The following is a 16,700-nucleotide window of genomic DNA, read 5'->3' on the forward strand; positions in this document are numbered from 1 at the left end:
GCCTTTAAAACTCAATCATACCATAAACTAGCGTAATTCTACGGTTGCACCAGCATCTTCAAGTTTCTTCTTCATTTCATTAGCCTCATCTTTACTAAGCCCTGTTTTTAAGCTCTTAGGAGCACTTTCTACAAGCTCCTTAGCCTCTTTAAGCCCTAAATCAGTAATTGCGCGCACCTCTTTGATGACAGCTATTTTTTTCTTAGGATCATCAAAACCTTTCAATACTACTTCAAATTCAGTCTTTTCAGATGCAGCAGAACCCGCCTCTGCAGCAACAGGCGCAACAACGGAAACGGGCGCAGAAGCAGAAACACCCCATTCCTTTTCTAATCTTTTTGAAAGTTCCGCAGCTTCAATAAGAGTAAGAGAGGACAATTTTTCAACAATTGATTCAATATTGGACATATCACATATTTCCTTTGTTTTTATCTTAGTTTTTAACGATGAACAGAACTAACCTTGCTGATTTTTATCCACAAAAGCAGAAATAGCACGAACAACTTGAGTCTGTGGCGTACCAAGAAGTCTAACCAATCTAGTTGCATTAGATTGGATAGCACTTATGATACCAGCTCGAATACCCTCAAGATCGGGTAAAGAAGCAATTTGCTTGATAGAATCTTGATTAAGGACGCCCTTCTCTACAACCCCACCAAGAACTCTAAATTCATTATTGTCATTTGAAAAGCTAACCGAAATTTTAGGAGCAATAACAGGACTATCCGAATAGACAATTAGAGACTGCCCAACGAAAAGATCAGATATTCCTCTAATACTAGTATCACGGATAGCAATCTTGACGAGACGATTTTTGGCAACTTTTACACCTCCACCAGCTTCCCGCATCTTTTTCCGAAGATCTTTAATTTGCGCAACACTAATTCCCTTATAATGTGCAACAACAATTGATCCAGAAGAAGAAAAAATCTTACTTAATTCAGAAATTTCTACGCTCTTTCCTTGTCTATTCAACTTTCATCTCCAGATGACAAATATACCCATTCCTTTTCCTATATCTATACCAAGAAAATATTTTCATATCTTGATTTCGAAGAAGAACAAAAATCCTAACGCATCCCTTACAAAAAAGAAGCGATCCGATAGCGAAAAAGGAATCCACACAAAAAACAACTAAACAAGAGTATTAAACAGAGAAACTCGAAAGGTCAACCTTTATACCACATCCCATAGTCGATGACAAAGTAACACGCTTTACGTAATCACCTTTCGCAACAGAAGGTTTCGCCTTTACAACAGCACTAACAAAAGCCAAAACATTTTCCTCTATTTTTTTATTCTCGAAAGAAACCTTACCTATCCCCGCATGAATAATCCCTGCTTTTTCAGAACGAAAATCAACCGCACCACTCTTAGACTCTCGAACAGCAGTAGCAACATCTGTTGTCACCGTACCAACCCTCAAATTAGGCATAATACCACGAGGACCTAAAATCCTACCCAACCTTCCAACTAAAGGCATCATATCCGGTGTAGCAATACAACGGTCAAAATCTATCTGCCCGCCTTTAACAATTTCGAAAAGATCTTCTCCTCCAACAATATCAGCCCCTGCTTCCCTAGCTTCATCCGCCTTCGAAGATGTAGCAAAAACCGCCACGCGAACATTTACCCCCGTGCCATTAGGCATAGTAACAACGCCACGAACCATCTGATTAGCATGCCGAGGATCAATGCCTAGATTCATTGCTATCTCAACTGTTTCATCAAACCTAGCCGTAGCACGCTCTTTAAGCATAACCACAGCATCACTTAACCCATATAACGCTGAACGATCAATCCCCTGAGAAATCTGCTGCATACGTTTCGAAATTTTAGACACCATATTAATCCACCACACTTATACCCATTGAACAGGCCGAACCTTCCACCATACGCATAGCCCCTTCAATATCAATAGCCCCCATATCTTGCATCTTTAACTGTGCAATTTTTCTAATATTTTCCCGAGTAATCGAACCGCAAGACTCCTTACCAGGAAGTTTAGATCCCGACTTAATCCCCACCTCTTTTTTAAGAAAAAAGCTTACAGGTGGCTGACTCATCGTAAAAGTAAAAGACTTATCTTTATAACAAGTCACAGTAGTTGGGATGGGAATACCCTTTTCCATACCCTCAGTTGCCGCATTAAACGCCTTACAAAACGCCATAATGGGAATACCAGCCTGTCCAATTGCAGGACCAACCGGCGGCGAAGGCTTTGCAGAACCCGACTCTATCTGCAACTTAACTATACGAGAAACTACTTTAGCCATCCCTAGCCTTTCTAAAAAACAACCAACCTACTATATAAAACAAACACAAAAGCAATAATAATACGCCCACTCATGACCGAAATCAAAATATCATACGATCTTCTCAACTTGATTGTATGCTAACTCTACTGGTGTGACACGACCAAAAATCACAACTTCTACATGAACGCGAGATTTTTCTTCATCGACATTCTTTACAATACCATTAAAAGAAGCAAACGGACCATCAGAGACACAAACCCGCTCACCAACCTCGAAGAAAACAGACGATACAGGCCTTTGGACAGCTGCTTCAACTTGATTCATGATATGCTCAATTTCGGAATCTGTGACTGGGGATGGATTTTCCCCTGTTCCAAGAAAACCTATAACCTTTGGCGTATCCTTGATAGTGTGATAAACCTTATCAGTCATAACTGCCTTAATCAACACATATCCTGGGAAAAATCTACGCTCAGAATTAACTTTACGCCCTTTGCGAACACTGACCACCCTCTCGGAGGGGATGGTGATCTCGGTGACCAAGTGATCTAATCCAGACCTACTCAACCTTCCACCAATTGACTCAACTGCCTTCTTTTCACAGTTAGAATAAACTTGGACTATATACCAGCGAGGCGTCATTTTATCACCATTACCCAACAATTATCTACCAATACCCAAAATAAAATGCATCAGCCATCCTATTGACTGATCAATTACCAAAAAAAACACCGAAGATATGGACAACATAATTATTACAACAATAACCGAAACCAAAACCTCACTCCGAGACGGCCAGAATATCTTCTTAGACTCATCCCTAACTTGCTTAAAAAAATTTAACACAGCCAACCTATTAACTCCCATCAAAGGAGAAACTCTCCAATCTTAGAACACGCCTTGATGTATAAAGCAAGAAAAAAACACCAAAGAATCAGAAAAACCACAAGAACCTCTTCGTGAAATAATTCTGGCAGGAGCAGAGGGGATCGAACCCACGACCTGCGGTTTTGGAGACCGCCGCTCTACCACTGAGCTATACTCCTTTTCTCAAAACTTATCTATAAACGATATATTTCCTTATTAATATGGACAGACGTATTATTCTATAATTTCAAGAATCAAACCAGCCCCTACCGTCTTTCCTCCTTCACGCATAGAAAAAGTCTGATTTGGCTCCATCGCAATTGGATAAATAAGTTCTACCTCTAAATCCACCCTATCACCAGGCATTACCGCTTGAGATCCAGGACTCAGAATGATCCTTCCCGTAACATCCGCCGTATCCATAAAGAACTGTGGGCGATAATTATCCATAAATCCTGTAGTACGACCACCTTCACTAGCTGTCAGAATATAAACACTCGCCCTAAACCTAGAATACTCTTGAATCGAACCAGGAGCACAAACAACCCTACCCCTTGGAACATCCGCACGATTTACTCCACGAAGAAGCAAACCTACATTATCACCCGCTATCGCTTCGTCTAATTTCTTACGAAACATCTCCACATCTGTACACTTGACCTTAAGCTTCTTACCACCCATACCAATTATTTCAACGTCAGATCCAGCTTTAATCCTACCACGCTTGATACAACCAGTAACAACAGTACCACGCCCTTCAATCCCACAAGAACCCTCTATATGCATTAAAAAAGGAGCATCCAAAGAACGCTGAGGAGTAGGAATATGAGTATCAACAGCCTTCATCAAAGCATGAATAGAATCCTCACCCAATTCCTTATTAGTACCCTGCAATGCACAAAGAGCAGAACCACGAATAATAGGCGTATCATCAGAATATTTATGTTCCTTTAAAAGGTCACGAATCTCATATTCAGAAATATCCAATAATTCATCGTCATCAACAGCGTCAACCTTATTCATATAAACAACTATCGACGAAATACCTATTTGACGCGCTAAAAGAATATGTTCCCTCGTCTGCGGCTTAGGACCATCCTCTGCAGCACAAACAAGTATAGCACCATCAGCCTGCGTCGCACCAGTAATCATATTCTTCACATAATCAGCATGCCCAGGACAGTCAATGTGACTATAAAACCGCTTATCCGTCTCATAGCTAACATGCGCAGTCGCAATCGTAATACCCCGTAATTTCTCTTCTGGAGCACTATCAATATCGCCATATTCTTTCTTCTCTTCACTATAGTACTTCGTAATAGCCGCCGTCAGCGTCGTCTTACCATGATCAACATGACCTATAGTACTGAGACCAAGACTCTCCTTGTTACGAACATATCGTTTTTCCACCATCGAATTAATCTCTCCTATCTCTCCATCTCAATAAATATAATGCCCCAAATGGTAGCGAAGGAGGGATTTGAACCCTCGACACAAGGATTATGATTCCTCTGCTCTAACCACTGAGCTACTCCGCCAAGACCTATCCCCATCAAGCTTCATCCTACCAAGAAAAAAAATTGCGATCAACATAATAAAGCCATCAATGAATAGCAATATTCTATAAAATCGAATGATGCAACATATTCCCCGTATAGTATGATGACGCATCACTAACCAATATCTCTACAACCCCCTTACATTTTGTACGGAAATTCATCTCCTATTACAGATAACAAAGACTCCTCGACCGCATCCGAACGCTTAGAACCACTAATGATTCCCCCTCCTAAAACACGAGCCTCATTCGAATCGGATGTATAAAATACACATGCTTGACCAGATGCAACGCCAACTTCACTTTTTTCAAAATCTACGTATACCCCATCATCATTTCTCTGTACAAAAACAGGAACCGGATCTTGAGAAGAACGAATCTTAACAAAACATTTGAATCCATCAACAACCGCATCTTCGAAAAGCCCATCTCCTAACCAATTTATTTCACGCAAATAAATACGGTGGACTTCTAAGGATTCTCTCGGTCCAACAATGACTCGAGAACTGTTTTTGTCAAGATAAACCACAAAAAGAGGCTCACCCATCGCCACCCCAAGACCTCGTCTTTGTCCTATAGTATAATTTATAATCCCATTGTGACGCCCTAGAATTTGTCCATTCAAATGTACAATATCTCCCTCTAAAGCAATACCAGCATTTATCCTTTTAACCACATCGAAATATTTTCCTTGTTGAACAAAACAGATATCTTGACTATCAGATTTATCTGCAATGTCTAAACCCATCTCTCTAGCCAAATCTCTCACAGATTCTTTTTTCATATCTCCAAGAGGAAAACGCAAGTCACATAACTGTTGCTGAGTAGTAGCGAACAAGAAATAACTCTGATCCCGCTCTAGATCCATTGGGCGACACATTATGCGTCGACGCTTTCCGTCATCACCAACATAGAGACGAGAACGTATGTAATGACCTGTTGCCAAAACATCTGCACCTAATTGACGCGTTACAGAAAGAAGGTCCGAAAATTTAACAGTTCGATTACAATCCACGCACGGCAAAGGGGTTTCTCCAGCAGCATACGAACTCGCGAAAGGAACAATAACTGCGTTACGAAAACGTTCTTCGTAATCAAACACATAATGCGACACATTGATCGTATCACACACACGACGTGCGTCATACACATCTTGCCCTGCACAACAAGAACCCTTCCTCTTTGACGCCTTCCTACTATTATATAACTGCAGTGTGACTCCAATTACATCATATCCATCACGCTTGAGAAGAGCTGCGACGACAGAAGAATCAACCCCTCCAGACATAGCAACAACGACCCGCATATCTTTTGGATTCTTGTCAAGATCCAAGCTATTCAATCTCGTAGCCTCACTTACAACCATCTCGTTTTTCCATTACACACAACACGACTCTATCCCTGTACCATATTTATGAAAAATCAATCAACATTAAATTCAAACTGTTTAACAAAACGAATCGTAACATTAACCGATAGCTTCTCCAAAACACTGTTTAAAATCGATCCATCTATACAAAGAAACGAAATAGCATGTTCTGTTGATTGACTGCGTCCAAGATGAAAATGAGCAATATTGATTCCATATTCCCCTAAAATATTACCAACAAAAACCACTATCCCTAAAATATCCGCATTCACAATGCAAATCATTAAACGCCCTATATCTACATCAAAATTAATCTCCTGAATTTTAATAAATCTTGGTTTGCCATCAGAAAACACTGTTCCCGCTACCGAATACGGTGCACTCACTGTCTTGACTATCAGTTCAATATATCCATCTCATACCCCACTCTTATCACGCTTGATTGTAGAAAGTATGATTGCATTCTCTTTTATAATAATAGGAGCTGAAATAATATTTGCCCCCACTCTCCACACACGCACTATTCCAGCCAAAACAGCACTATTAAGCACCATCGTATTCATAACAGCAGTGGAACCATCATATATTATCTGAATTTCCTGAATTGATTCAGATATCAATTGCCCTATAAAACAACCAAGGTGATCAGCCAATGTCATAAAAGGCTTAACAAGAGGCGCTTCTTCAAAAGAAATAATAGCCATATTTAATGCATTCGAAACCACACCATCTATCAAATAATCAGACATTTGATGCGCTAATTGAATAGCAACCTTTTCCTGTGATTCGACTGTCGATGCTCCTAAATATGGGGCACAAAAAACATTTGGTAATCCAAATAGAGGATTTTGCAACGCTGGCTCCACTTCAAACACATCAAATCCAGCTTCAGCAACATGACCAGATTGAAGCAACTCAGCCAAAGCATTTTCATCAACCAATCCACCACGTGCACAATTAATAATACACACACCCGATTTCGTTTTAGATAAATTTTCCTTATTTAAAATATTTTTTGTTTTATTTGTCAGAGGTACATGCAAACTGATGAAATCTTATTGAGATGAAAGATCCTCTAATTCTACCTTTGAAATCCCTATCTCTTTGGCGCCTTCCTAGGATAAAAAAGGGTCAAAAGCAATAACTCTCATCTTTAACCCAATAGCACGAACACAGAAGAAACTATATTCCCTACCCCGCCTCGACTCCCATAAAATTGAATTTTTCCCACTTACCCTTATGAGTTGATTCGTTGGCAACAGGAATCTGTCGAGCAATGGCAAGCATTAAAGAAATAGCGTGCTCAGCAGTTGTAATAGAATTGCCGAAAGGAGTATTCATGACTACAATACCCGCTCGCGAAGCAACCACCAAATCCACATTATCTGTCCCGATACCCGCTCTGCCCACTACCTTCATTTTTTTAGCATGCGACAGCAACTTTGAGTCACTTTAGCGGTAGAACGCACTGCAAGACCATCATAGTGTCCTATAATGCGAACCATTTCATCTGCGTTCTTTCCGATTTCTGGACGGAAGTCAACATGTATACCACGATCACGAAAATTTGTATGGCACTAACTGACAACTCATCAGACACAAGAATCCTAGTTTGTCATGATGATTTTCTCGTTTCATCAACACAACTCAAGATATAGCCCGCAAAAAAGATATTTTCTGAAAATAAAAAACCCACCTCAACCAGTCACATAGCAACAAAAGATCTTCTTTTTCAACAGTTACCCCAACCCATACACGCAAACCTAAAGGAGCATCACGATAAGATCCAATATCATAAGCAATCTCTTCTTTTTCCAAAAAAGAAAGCATAGATTTACAAAAAGATTTTTGAGAATTAATATCCAAAGACGCAATATCGGAATCAACAATTTTCATACAAATAGACGTATTAGAACGAGTTGTTTCATCAACAGCTAAATTTTCTATCCAGTCATTTTCCTGAATAAACTGAAACAAAACAGCAGCATTCGCATTACAACGCTCAACACATGCAGAAAGACCTCCCATTTTCTTCAGCCAAAGCAACGCATCAATGTAGTCTTCAATACATAATAAGGAAGGAGTATTTATTGTCTCTCCACAAAAAAGCCCTTCCATAACCCTCCCCCCTTTAACCATACGAAAAATCTTAGGCAATGGCCAAGAAGGAACATACTTTTCAAGGCGCTCAACAGATGCCGGAGATAATATAATAATCCCAAAACCCGCTTCTCCACCCAAAACTTTTTGAGCAGAAAAAGTCACAACATCTAGTTTGTTAAAATCAATATGACGCGCAAAAACCGCCGAAGTTGCATCACAAATCACTAATCCCTCTCGAGATTCTGGAATAAATCCTACATCTGGAACACAAACGCCTGAAGTTGTGCCATTCCAAACAAAAACCACATCTCTGTCAAAATCTACCTTAGAAAAATCTGGAAGTGAACCATAGGGAGCCGTAAACTCTCGAACATCCTGAAGAGAAAGTTGACGGATATCAGACATCCAACCAAGACCAAAACTTTCCCATGCCAGAACATCAACACCTCGATAACCAAGCAAAGACCACAATGCCATCTCAACGGCACCAGTATCAGAAGCAGGAACTATTGCAATACGATAATTTTCTGGAACTTCTAAAACTTTACGCGTTAATTGTATCGCCTTGTTGATTCTTTCTTTGCCAAGAACACAACGATGAGAACGCCCAAGCAAGGCTCCTTCCAAAATACCCAAAGACCACCCAGGACGCTTTGCACATGGACCAGAAGAAAAAAAAGGACGCTTAGGCTTCCGTGTTGGCTTGCGCATATCTAACATCAAAAAATCTCCCAAGAAATAGTTATTACCATATCACCAGACAAAAAGAAAAAGAAAAGGAAAATCCATAAAAAATCATCTGTATAGCAACGGAACAGAGCTAAAAAATACTAAGTATTATTGTTCTACTAGGACATTTTCCATGGGGATAATATCAATTGTTAATTTGAATAAGCAAGCCTCATTTCCGAATTAGTAGAATTTTACAATAGTCTTGACCGCATAAGGATTTTATTATGGATCATAGAAAGAAAACGATCGTTCTTATTACAATACTTTCCACATTAGCTGGCTGTGATTCGGAATCGAAAAAGATAGAAAAAAATATCAATGATACACGGCGTGAAAATGCAAAGCTATCCACCAAATATCGCGAAATAGTGGAAAGTTACACTCCTGCCATGGAGGGCATATCAATTATCGACGTGACCTTGGTGATTTAAAAAAGAAAATATTTGGATAAAATCTATTAAGAATAAACCGCATAATGATGGAATATAGCTAATAAGTATCCCCAACTACGCAGACTACAGAAAGGAGTAGTCTTATTTTCTCATCGTGCAAGCATTAAAAAGAAAGAAAGTGGGTACAAACATTTATTCAATCCAAGATTAATTTCTCTTCTTCTTTATTCATGTAACCAAGAATACAATCCATACTATTAGATAAATAAATTACATACAAAATAGTAAACATTCAATGCCACCCTTAAAACCAGGGAATATCGTATAGATTGCTCCCTAAATTCTTTTGGAAGATACAGGAACCGCTTGTCAATCCAACTAAGAAAGCTCTGCTGAAATACAGAAGGAATACACTAATGATTCTAAGGCAATCTATAATAGTAACAGCGTAAGTATCTTACTATTAACATCATAAAACAATAAGCTTTGTCACTGACAATTTAGTCATTTATGATTGCTAAAAGTTGCTCGTGAATAGGCATATTGCCACTTATAATACTTTTGGTTTCGGCACCCATATTTTTTCCCAGAAAATCAGTAGCAAATCCCCCCGCTTCACAAATGATAAGCAATCCAGCCGCAACACACCATATCGAAAGCCCTTTCCCCAAAAAACCATCAAACCGACCCGCCGCAATATAAGCTAAGTCAAGTGCTTCTGACCCAAAGCTACGAACCCCGACTGCTTCATCCATAATCCGACATAATTGCATAAGAAAACGACTATTTCTCTTAAAAGTAGCATAACAAATAATAGAATTAGATAAGATTCGACGAGAAGAAACTCGTATGCGACGATCATTTAAAAAAGATCCAATACCACGTTCAGCCGTATATAATTCATCTGTGATAGGATTAAAAATAACGCTCGCAATTATTTCTTGATCACGCTCCAAAGCAATAGAAATACAGAAATGCGGAATAGCATAAAAAAAATTTGTAATACCATTCAATGGATCAACGATCCAACGTGTTATACTATCCTGTCCGACATACGCCTTTCCTCCACTGTAAAACCCATACTTAGGGCGAGCACCTAATAATTCCTGATAAATAATTTCCTGACATTTCGAATGAGATTTCATCACAAAATCACTAGGTCCCTTACGAGAAACCTGCAAATCTTGAACTTCACCAAAATCACGCGATAGAAACTTTCCTGCTTTTAGAGCAGCACTTACCATAACATTAAGAAGAGCGGAACGCGACATATTGTGAATCTCTTTTTCGTATAATCAGTTCAATAAACATAAATTAAGTATAGCGCATTGAATTCCTGATGATCTACACCATCAAAGGATCAATCCTATTCTTTCTTTGAAGAGAGTCAACGATCTACTAACATCTCATTATAAAAACATCACACCGAAGCAAAAGAACATGTGAATGGATATTACGGTAATATTTAAAAACAAGACAATTTATACCCTATGCTAAACTAAGCAACAAGGTAAATGACTTTATGAAAAGCATTTCAAATCACATAAACAAAAGAAGAATTGACAATAATCAACAAACTTGATTGGATGCATCCTTCCGAGCATAATATAATGAGGGGGTTAGTTATACAAGAAATGTAACAGAAGAGACAAGAAACGTCACCATCTCTTGAAATTCTTGATAAAATCAAAAAGGCTGTACACTCTATAAAACAATAGATCAGAGAGTCATAAACATCTTTAACTTAAAGGCGCTCTTAACCTATTAGAAACTCAATACCCGAGAATATTCAATTTAACAAAAAAAGATTACTGTAATTTTATTGATTTTTCTTCGGAGTACAACTTTTAAAGAGAACAGAAGATATGTTTGCTCAAGCTTCTTTGTTAGAATATAAAAACTAGGATATCAGGATGATTACAACTGGCACTTATCAATAAAAAACATATTCCATACTCGTCTGTTTTTCCTCAAAAATCTACTCTTGACAACGTCATGTAAAGGAACAATCTATGAATATAGCCCCCCCTGTTGCCATTATCATGGGAAGTCAATCTGACTGGAAAATCATGAAATATGCCGCTGATATGCTGGATACGTTAGGAATTGATTATGAAGCGCGCATTATTTCAGCGCATCGTACTCCCGATCGATTGATAGAATTTGCTAAAAACGCCCGTTTCGAAGGCTTCAAATTGATCATTGCCGGAGCAGGTGGAGCAGCACATTTACCTGGAATGATTGCCGCTATGACATCTCTCCCAGTTTTGGGAGTCCCAATTATTTCACAAACACTTGGCGGCATAGACAGCCTTCTATCGATCGTGCAAATGCCTGCAGGAGTACCTGTAGGAACTATGGCTATAGGGCAATCTGGAGCAATCAATGCATCTTTGTTGGCAGTGGCTATTCTTGCACTTGACGATAAAGAACTGACTGATCGTTTAAATGAGTGGCGTACCCAACAGACGATATCGATTTCTGAATATCCTAAGGATATTCCAGCATGAAGAAAAAAACAATCGGCATTATTGGAGGTGGACAATTAGCACGCATGCTCTCTATGTCAGCTGCTCGCCTAGGATTCTGCACTGTTATTTTAGATCCTGATTCCAATTGCCCTGCAAACCAAGTTTCCAATCAACAAATCGCCGCACGTCATGATGATATAAAAGCTCTGAACACATTTGCCGATATCTGCGACTACGCAACGTATGAATCTGAAAATATTCCAGAGAAATCAATCTCATATCTCTCTACACTTCTTCCAACATACCCATCTTCTAGAGCAATAGAAATTTCCCAAGATCGTTTATACGAAAAGAAATTTTTCCAAGAATCTGGGTTGACTACCGTGGATTTTTACGAAATTAACTCACAGGAATCTCTCACAAACATTCTTGGGGGATTTAAAGGAAAAGGAATATTGAAAACACGGCGCTTGGGATATGATGGGAAAGGGCAAAAAGTCTACCATGAAAATGATTGTACACAAAACCTATATGCGTCTCTCGGCAATGTACCTTTAATTCTTGAAAGATTTACAGATTTTAATTGTGAAATATCAATTATTGCAGCTCGTTCACTCAATGGCTCTATATGCTTCTACGATCCCATCCAAAATACGCATGTCAATGGTATATTGCATAAATCAATAGTACCAGCTTCTATTAGCCAAAAAACATCTTTGTTAGCGCATAGTGCTATGAGAAAAGTTTTAGAGACGCTCGATTATGTTGGCATCCTTTGTATAGAATTCTTTGTAACCAACGATGGAAACGTCATTGCCAACGAAATGGCGCCTCGCGTCCATAATTCAGGACATTGGACAGAAGCATCTTGTGTTATTTCACAATTTGAACAACATATTCGCAGCATCACTAATCTACCCCTTGGCAATCCCAATAGACATTCAAATTGCGTGATGTACAACATTATCGGATCTGATATTGACCAATACGAACAATGGCTTCACTGTGATTCTAGTGTTATCCATATTTATGGCAAATCACAGACCCTTTGTGGAAGAAAAATGGGTCACGTTACACAAATCTATCCGAAGAATCCTTGACTGAATCTTCTATCACCGCAATAGAAAAAATAACATATTTTTTCTGAAAGTATTGACTTAAAAATGAAAGAACGATAGGTATAGCGATCCTTATTATTTGTATCTGGAGTGTTAATCGTGAAGGTCAGAAATTCTCTGCGAGTACTTAAATTGCGCCATCGTGGCAACAAAGTTGTTCGCCGTAAAAATGTGATTCGCATCGTTAATAAACTTAATCCCCGATTTAAAGTGAGACAAGGGTAGTTTTTCTTTCTTGCGGTATTACAATAAACCATTTGATATCGCTTACTTTTTGGATTATATCCGTACTAGTAGCGTTTATCACTTTTAATACAGATCGTTTATCTAGAATATCTGAGAAGTCATGTTGTATCTTGATTTTTATCAGAATTCCATTCGCTTGTTTCGATATCCGAATCTATGCGGGGAGATGATCTCCTGTCTTGTACGATCGTGAAAGACAAAATAATTAAAAGAGACATCAATAATCCACAGATCATAGAAGCAATCATGTCTAAAGCAGGACGTTTGTGTATACTGTATTGCCAATTTCCTATAATGGATGCACAGACGATAGTATAAAGAACTACAAAAATAAAAAAGGCACTTACTGGGAAGTTGCTACAAATTGCACGAGAATCAAATATACTCATCTTTTTGACCTGAAGATATCAGTTTCTATCAAGGATATGTAATAACATATGCACTTTCACACACGATAATCAAAGCAATGCATTACCAAAAAAAACCATGTTGCCATAACGAAAGAACCTTGCATTCCCCTAATTCAAACTCCCAACCGGATATAGTTATACAACCATAAAAACGGCATGTCCCTCCTAAACTATGATACTATCGTTTTTTAAAGAACACAGGGCATATAATATAATTCATGAAAAATCTATTTGCTTTTTGTTTAAAAAAATTCATAGTAATCACCAAAAAAATTTAATCATTACAAGAGTATAAAGTAATTTTATCAAATGAAAATATTTTACATCAATATACTATAATAAATATATATTATAGAGACATATTTTTATTTAAAGATATAATTTAAATAATATTATTAATAAATAAATCTATAATTATAAAAAGATTACTAATGCGTTATTATCATTTATATAAAAAATCAATTCAATAAAATACTTTGATGCTCTAAATTTTTATTATGATAGTCAACAGTTATAAATCGTATTTCTTAATAATTCAAAAAATATATTTCTACCATTCATAGCTATTTTTATCTGTATAAATCATATTTCTTCTACATAGACCTGAACAAGACATGTGATTGCATTCCAAAATAATTGTGTTCTCCATTTAATTTCAATGTTGCACTACACATTTTGAAACATAACAGTTTTGATTATTAGAAAAAAACTTTTCATCCTGTCGAGTTGATTAAAAGATCCTTGTATGTATATGTTATTTAGAATGGCACTCCTCTAGGGCAACAAAAAATATTTTTGAGTACGATGATTGTCTCACAACCATCATATCATGCGAAATAGATTAATATAATAAATGAAGTCATATCAATTCTCTCATAAATTCTATCAAAGTTCATTGCTATATCATTTTATCAGCATCATTATTGGCATGACCATTTCCTTCTCATCTTATGCCAAAGCAGAAAATATGCATACAACATCTACTTTGCTGAACAATAATATCTCAAAGGGCAAGGGAAAAAGAGTCGTCGATGCACAAAGAATCACTTGTGAAGCACGATTAACTGAGAATAGTACATCTATAGATAGCGGAGTTTCTTGGCACATATTCGATAGCATATCGAACAAAAAAAATACTTTATCAACTACTAAAAAAATTATAGGGGGAAAAGTATCCTTCGACCTTTTTCCAGGAGATTATCTGATCAGTGCTTCTTTTGGTCACGTGGGAGTTGTCAAAAAAATAACTGTTAGTTCAAAAGAAAAAAATCAGAAACAAGTATTTATACTCAATGCAGGAGGAATACGCTTATATAGCATATACAAACCAGGATCACCAATTGTAGATGATGAACTTACATTTTCCATTTACTCGAATCCCAATCATAAAGCCTTGTTGATTACTGACAAAGTGAGATCTGGAACATTAGTACGGTTAGGAACAAATAATTATCAAATTACTTCTCATTATGGAAAATATAATGCGATAGTCAGTACGGTTGTAAAAGTAGAGCCTGGGAAAATTATTGATGTTACTATTCAAAATAGAGCCGCTAAAATAACATTTAAACTGGTGTCAGAAATGGGAGGAGAAGCCGTTGCCGATACTGCATGGTCAATATTAACAGCGAGTGGAGATACGGTTGGAGAAAGCGCCAATGCTTCTCCTTCGATGGTTCTGTCGGAAGGAGACTACACTGTTATCGCACGAAACAAAGAAAGAAACTATTCGCGAGAATTTTCAGTGCTCACAGGAAAGAGTACGATAGTAGAAGTCCTCATGAGACAAAAAAGAATGGATAAAAATGGACAACACAACACATAGCAGAAAACGTACCCAATCTTTCCTGCTCCTTATCATTTTCTTTTTAATCAACCAGCAATCACATACCTCTCATTAACAAATTATAGGTGATCAGATCCCATAAAACATTAACGTTCTTGATATTACTGTTTTCTATGGAAAAACCCTGAATGGGAAACATAGTTAGTATGTCATGACAGTCAATAATCTAATTTCTTTGCTCCGAAAATAAAGAAATTTTGTATTTTGATACAACTTAAAAACGCTTTTTTATGGAAGAAGAAAGCATATACCATGGACGAACCAACTGATTCGGTGTATGAGAATGGGAAACTATTTTAAATCCATGATTTTGAGCATGTTTCAAAACACTCTCAGTTATACTTACAGGAATAAATGCAGGAAAAACATCTGGGAGGATGTAACGCATCTCTTCCCTTGCCTTGAAGAGGTATTTCAATCCTAATTCAGCAAAAATTTTGATGGCAAGAGATATTCTGTCGCTATTTTGACCAGATAAAAAAGATTCACGATCAAGACCAACTGCCCCAAGAATATCAAGAGGAAAATATAGTTGTCCTCTATGGTAATGTATGGGTAGTTGGCAAATCAACTGACCAATAAATTGCGCTATCCCCGCATATTTGATAACTCTTAGAGAAGCGGAATACCTCTCAGAATCCAAGATCATCGTAGCAAGATGAATAAGCCGAGATGAAATTCTAAAAGCATAATGCTCAAATTGCTTACAATCAAAAATTGAATCATTATAAGAGTCAAAAAAATGAGCCTCAATCATGTCAAGAAAGTACTGATTTGGAAGATCATATTGACGAACAATAGACAACAATTCTACAGAAAAAGGAGAAATACTCTCGGCAATCAGACCTTTTGTAGATGATTCAAAAATATCTTTCCACCATTGCAAACGCATATCCCTAGTTATTGGATTTCTTGCGGTATCTCGCACACGCATCAGCTCTGTATGAAAATAATAAAGAAAAGACAGTGAAATACGATAAAGTGGTGGAGAGAGCAAACAAGCTAAATAGCGATCATAATCTATATCTCGTAAATTACGCAAAACGAAAAGAGAATCTCGAGAAAAAATTTTTTCCTCTTTTCTCGTATTCTTTGTGAGAAATTTTAATACCATTGTTCAAGGACACGAATCTATAATAAACTGTAATACAAAAAACAACGATCATACGATAGTGTATATCTCAAAAACATCCTACAGAGCCCGGTTGATTAGAAAATTCATCCTCTAAAACCGACTTTTCAACAATGCAGGAAAAGACATACATCATCTTCATAGAAATGATGTATGTCATCAAAAAAAATATTACCAATATTCCTTAAACCACATGAT

At 37.4% G+C, this 16,700-nt stretch carries 17 protein-coding genes, 2 tRNA genes and 1 pseudogene; 5 read left to right on the top strand and 15 right to left on the bottom strand.

Translation table 11 applies throughout. From position 1 onward, the window contains the following. Positions 1-27: 27 nt before the first annotated feature. The 12 genes and pseudogenes from rplL to CD16_RS00135 form a co-directional block, all read right to left on the bottom strand. On the bottom strand, positions 28-408 hold the full coding sequence (gene rplL, locus CD16_RS00070) for a 50S ribosomal protein L7/L12 (RefSeq protein ID WP_012778364.1): 381 nt from the start codon (positions 406-408) through the stop codon (positions 28-30). Positions 409-456: 48 nt separating this feature from the next. Beyond that, complete coding sequence (gene rplJ, locus CD16_RS00075) at positions 457-975, bottom strand: 50S ribosomal protein L10 (protein ID WP_012778365.1); 519 nt, start codon at positions 973-975, stop codon at positions 457-459. Between the two features lie 172 nt (positions 976-1,147). Then, positions 1,148-1,843: a 50S ribosomal protein L1 gene (rplA, locus tag CD16_RS00080; protein ID WP_015452314.1), complete on the bottom strand. Its 696-nt coding sequence runs from the start codon at positions 1,841-1,843 to the stop codon at positions 1,148-1,150. Positions 1,844-1,847: 4 nt separating this feature from the next. Continuing rightward, positions 1,848-2,276: a 50S ribosomal protein L11 gene (gene rplK, locus CD16_RS00085; protein WP_012778367.1), complete on the bottom strand. Its 429-nt coding sequence runs from the start codon at positions 2,274-2,276 to the stop codon at positions 1,848-1,850. A 90-nt stretch (positions 2,277-2,366) separates the two neighbouring features. After that, the gene (nusG, locus tag CD16_RS00090) at positions 2,367-2,900 is read right to left on the bottom strand and encodes a transcription termination/antitermination protein NusG (protein ID WP_012778368.1); all 534 of its coding nucleotides are present in this window, start codon (positions 2,898-2,900) and stop codon (positions 2,367-2,369) included. A gap of 21 nt (positions 2,901-2,921) precedes the next feature. Beyond that, the gene (gene secE / locus CD16_RS00095) at positions 2,922-3,125 is read right to left on the bottom strand and encodes a preprotein translocase subunit SecE (RefSeq protein WP_012778369.1); all 204 of its coding nucleotides are present in this window, start codon (positions 3,123-3,125) and stop codon (positions 2,922-2,924) included. 104 nt (positions 3,126-3,229) lie between these two features. After that, a tRNA-Trp gene (locus CD16_RS00100) sits at positions 3,230-3,304 on the bottom strand. 55 nt (positions 3,305-3,359) lie between these two features. Then, a complete protein-coding gene (tuf, locus tag CD16_RS00105) occupies positions 3,360-4,538 on the bottom strand; it encodes an elongation factor Tu (protein WP_012778370.1) in 1,179 nt (392 codons plus the stop codon). Positions 4,539-4,587: 49 nt separating this feature from the next. Further along, a tRNA-Met gene (locus CD16_RS00110) sits at positions 4,588-4,663 on the bottom strand. A 159-nt stretch (positions 4,664-4,822) separates the two neighbouring features. Continuing rightward, positions 4,823-6,025: a tRNA 2-thiouridine(34) synthase MnmA gene (mnmA, locus tag CD16_RS00115; protein WP_171816665.1), complete on the bottom strand. Its 1,203-nt coding sequence runs from the start codon at positions 6,023-6,025 to the stop codon at positions 4,823-4,825. A gap of 80 nt (positions 6,026-6,105) precedes the next feature. Beyond that, positions 6,106-7,658 (bottom strand): annotated as a pseudogene (gene serA, locus CD16_RS05680) (phosphoglycerate dehydrogenase). A gap of 41 nt (positions 7,659-7,699) precedes the next feature. Continuing rightward, on the bottom strand, positions 7,700-8,875 hold the full coding sequence (locus CD16_RS00135; RefSeq protein ID WP_012778373.1) for a phosphoserine transaminase: 1,176 nt from the start codon (positions 8,873-8,875) through the stop codon (positions 7,700-7,702). A 236-nt stretch (positions 8,876-9,111) separates the two neighbouring features. Here CD16_RS00135 and CD16_RS00140 point away from each other — a divergent pair, with 236 nt between their 5' ends. Then, positions 9,112-9,318, top strand: coding sequence for a CLas0185 family SEC-dependent effector (locus tag CD16_RS00140; RefSeq protein WP_012778374.1), 207 nt, complete (start codon positions 9,112-9,114; stop codon positions 9,316-9,318). Between the two features lie 461 nt (positions 9,319-9,779). Here the strand turns inward: CD16_RS00140 and CD16_RS00145 are convergent, their stop codons facing one another. Next, the gene (locus CD16_RS00145; RefSeq protein ID WP_012778376.1) at positions 9,780-10,550 is read right to left on the bottom strand and encodes an inositol monophosphatase family protein; all 771 of its coding nucleotides are present in this window, start codon (positions 10,548-10,550) and stop codon (positions 9,780-9,782) included. Positions 10,551-11,291: 741 nt separating this feature from the next. Between CD16_RS00145 and purE the strand changes: the two genes are divergently transcribed. The 3 genes from purE (at position 11,292) to CD16_RS00160 (ending at position 13,093) form a co-directional block, all read left to right on the top strand. Continuing rightward, entirely contained in the window at positions 11,292-11,789 is a 498-nt protein-coding gene (gene purE / locus CD16_RS00150) for a 5-(carboxyamino)imidazole ribonucleotide mutase (protein WP_012778377.1), read from the top strand. Further along, a complete protein-coding gene (locus CD16_RS00155; protein WP_012778378.1) occupies positions 11,786-12,850 on the top strand; it encodes a 5-(carboxyamino)imidazole ribonucleotide synthase in 1,065 nt (354 codons plus the stop codon). The genes purE and CD16_RS00155 overlap by 4 nt, the downstream gene beginning before the upstream one ends. 117 nt (positions 12,851-12,967) lie before the next feature. Next, complete coding sequence (locus CD16_RS00160; protein WP_015452315.1) at positions 12,968-13,093, top strand: ribosomal protein bL36; 126 nt, start codon at positions 12,968-12,970, stop codon at positions 13,091-13,093. A gap of 119 nt (positions 13,094-13,212) precedes the next feature. Here CD16_RS00160 and CD16_RS00165 read toward each other — a convergent pair whose 3' ends face one another. After that, positions 13,213-13,503, bottom strand: coding sequence for a hypothetical protein (locus tag CD16_RS00165; protein ID WP_012778379.1), 291 nt, complete (start codon positions 13,501-13,503; stop codon positions 13,213-13,215). A gap of 988 nt (positions 13,504-14,491) precedes the next feature. Between CD16_RS00165 and CD16_RS00170 the strand changes: the two genes are divergently transcribed. After that, a complete protein-coding gene (locus CD16_RS00170; RefSeq protein WP_236301212.1) occupies positions 14,492-15,349 on the top strand; it encodes a hypothetical protein in 858 nt (285 codons plus the stop codon). Positions 15,350-15,584: 235 nt separating this feature from the next. On the opposite strand, the gene CD16_RS00175 is transcribed toward CD16_RS00170, so the two are convergent. Beyond that, a complete protein-coding gene (locus tag CD16_RS00175; protein WP_012778381.1) occupies positions 15,585-16,484 on the bottom strand; it encodes a squalene/phytoene synthase family protein in 900 nt (299 codons plus the stop codon). Positions 16,485-16,700 lie beyond the last annotated feature (216 nt).

Origin of the sequence: Candidatus Liberibacter asiaticus, assembly GCF_000590865.3 — a bacterium.
Classification (GTDB): Bacteria; Pseudomonadota; Alphaproteobacteria; order Rhizobiales; family Rhizobiaceae; genus Liberibacter; species Liberibacter asiaticus.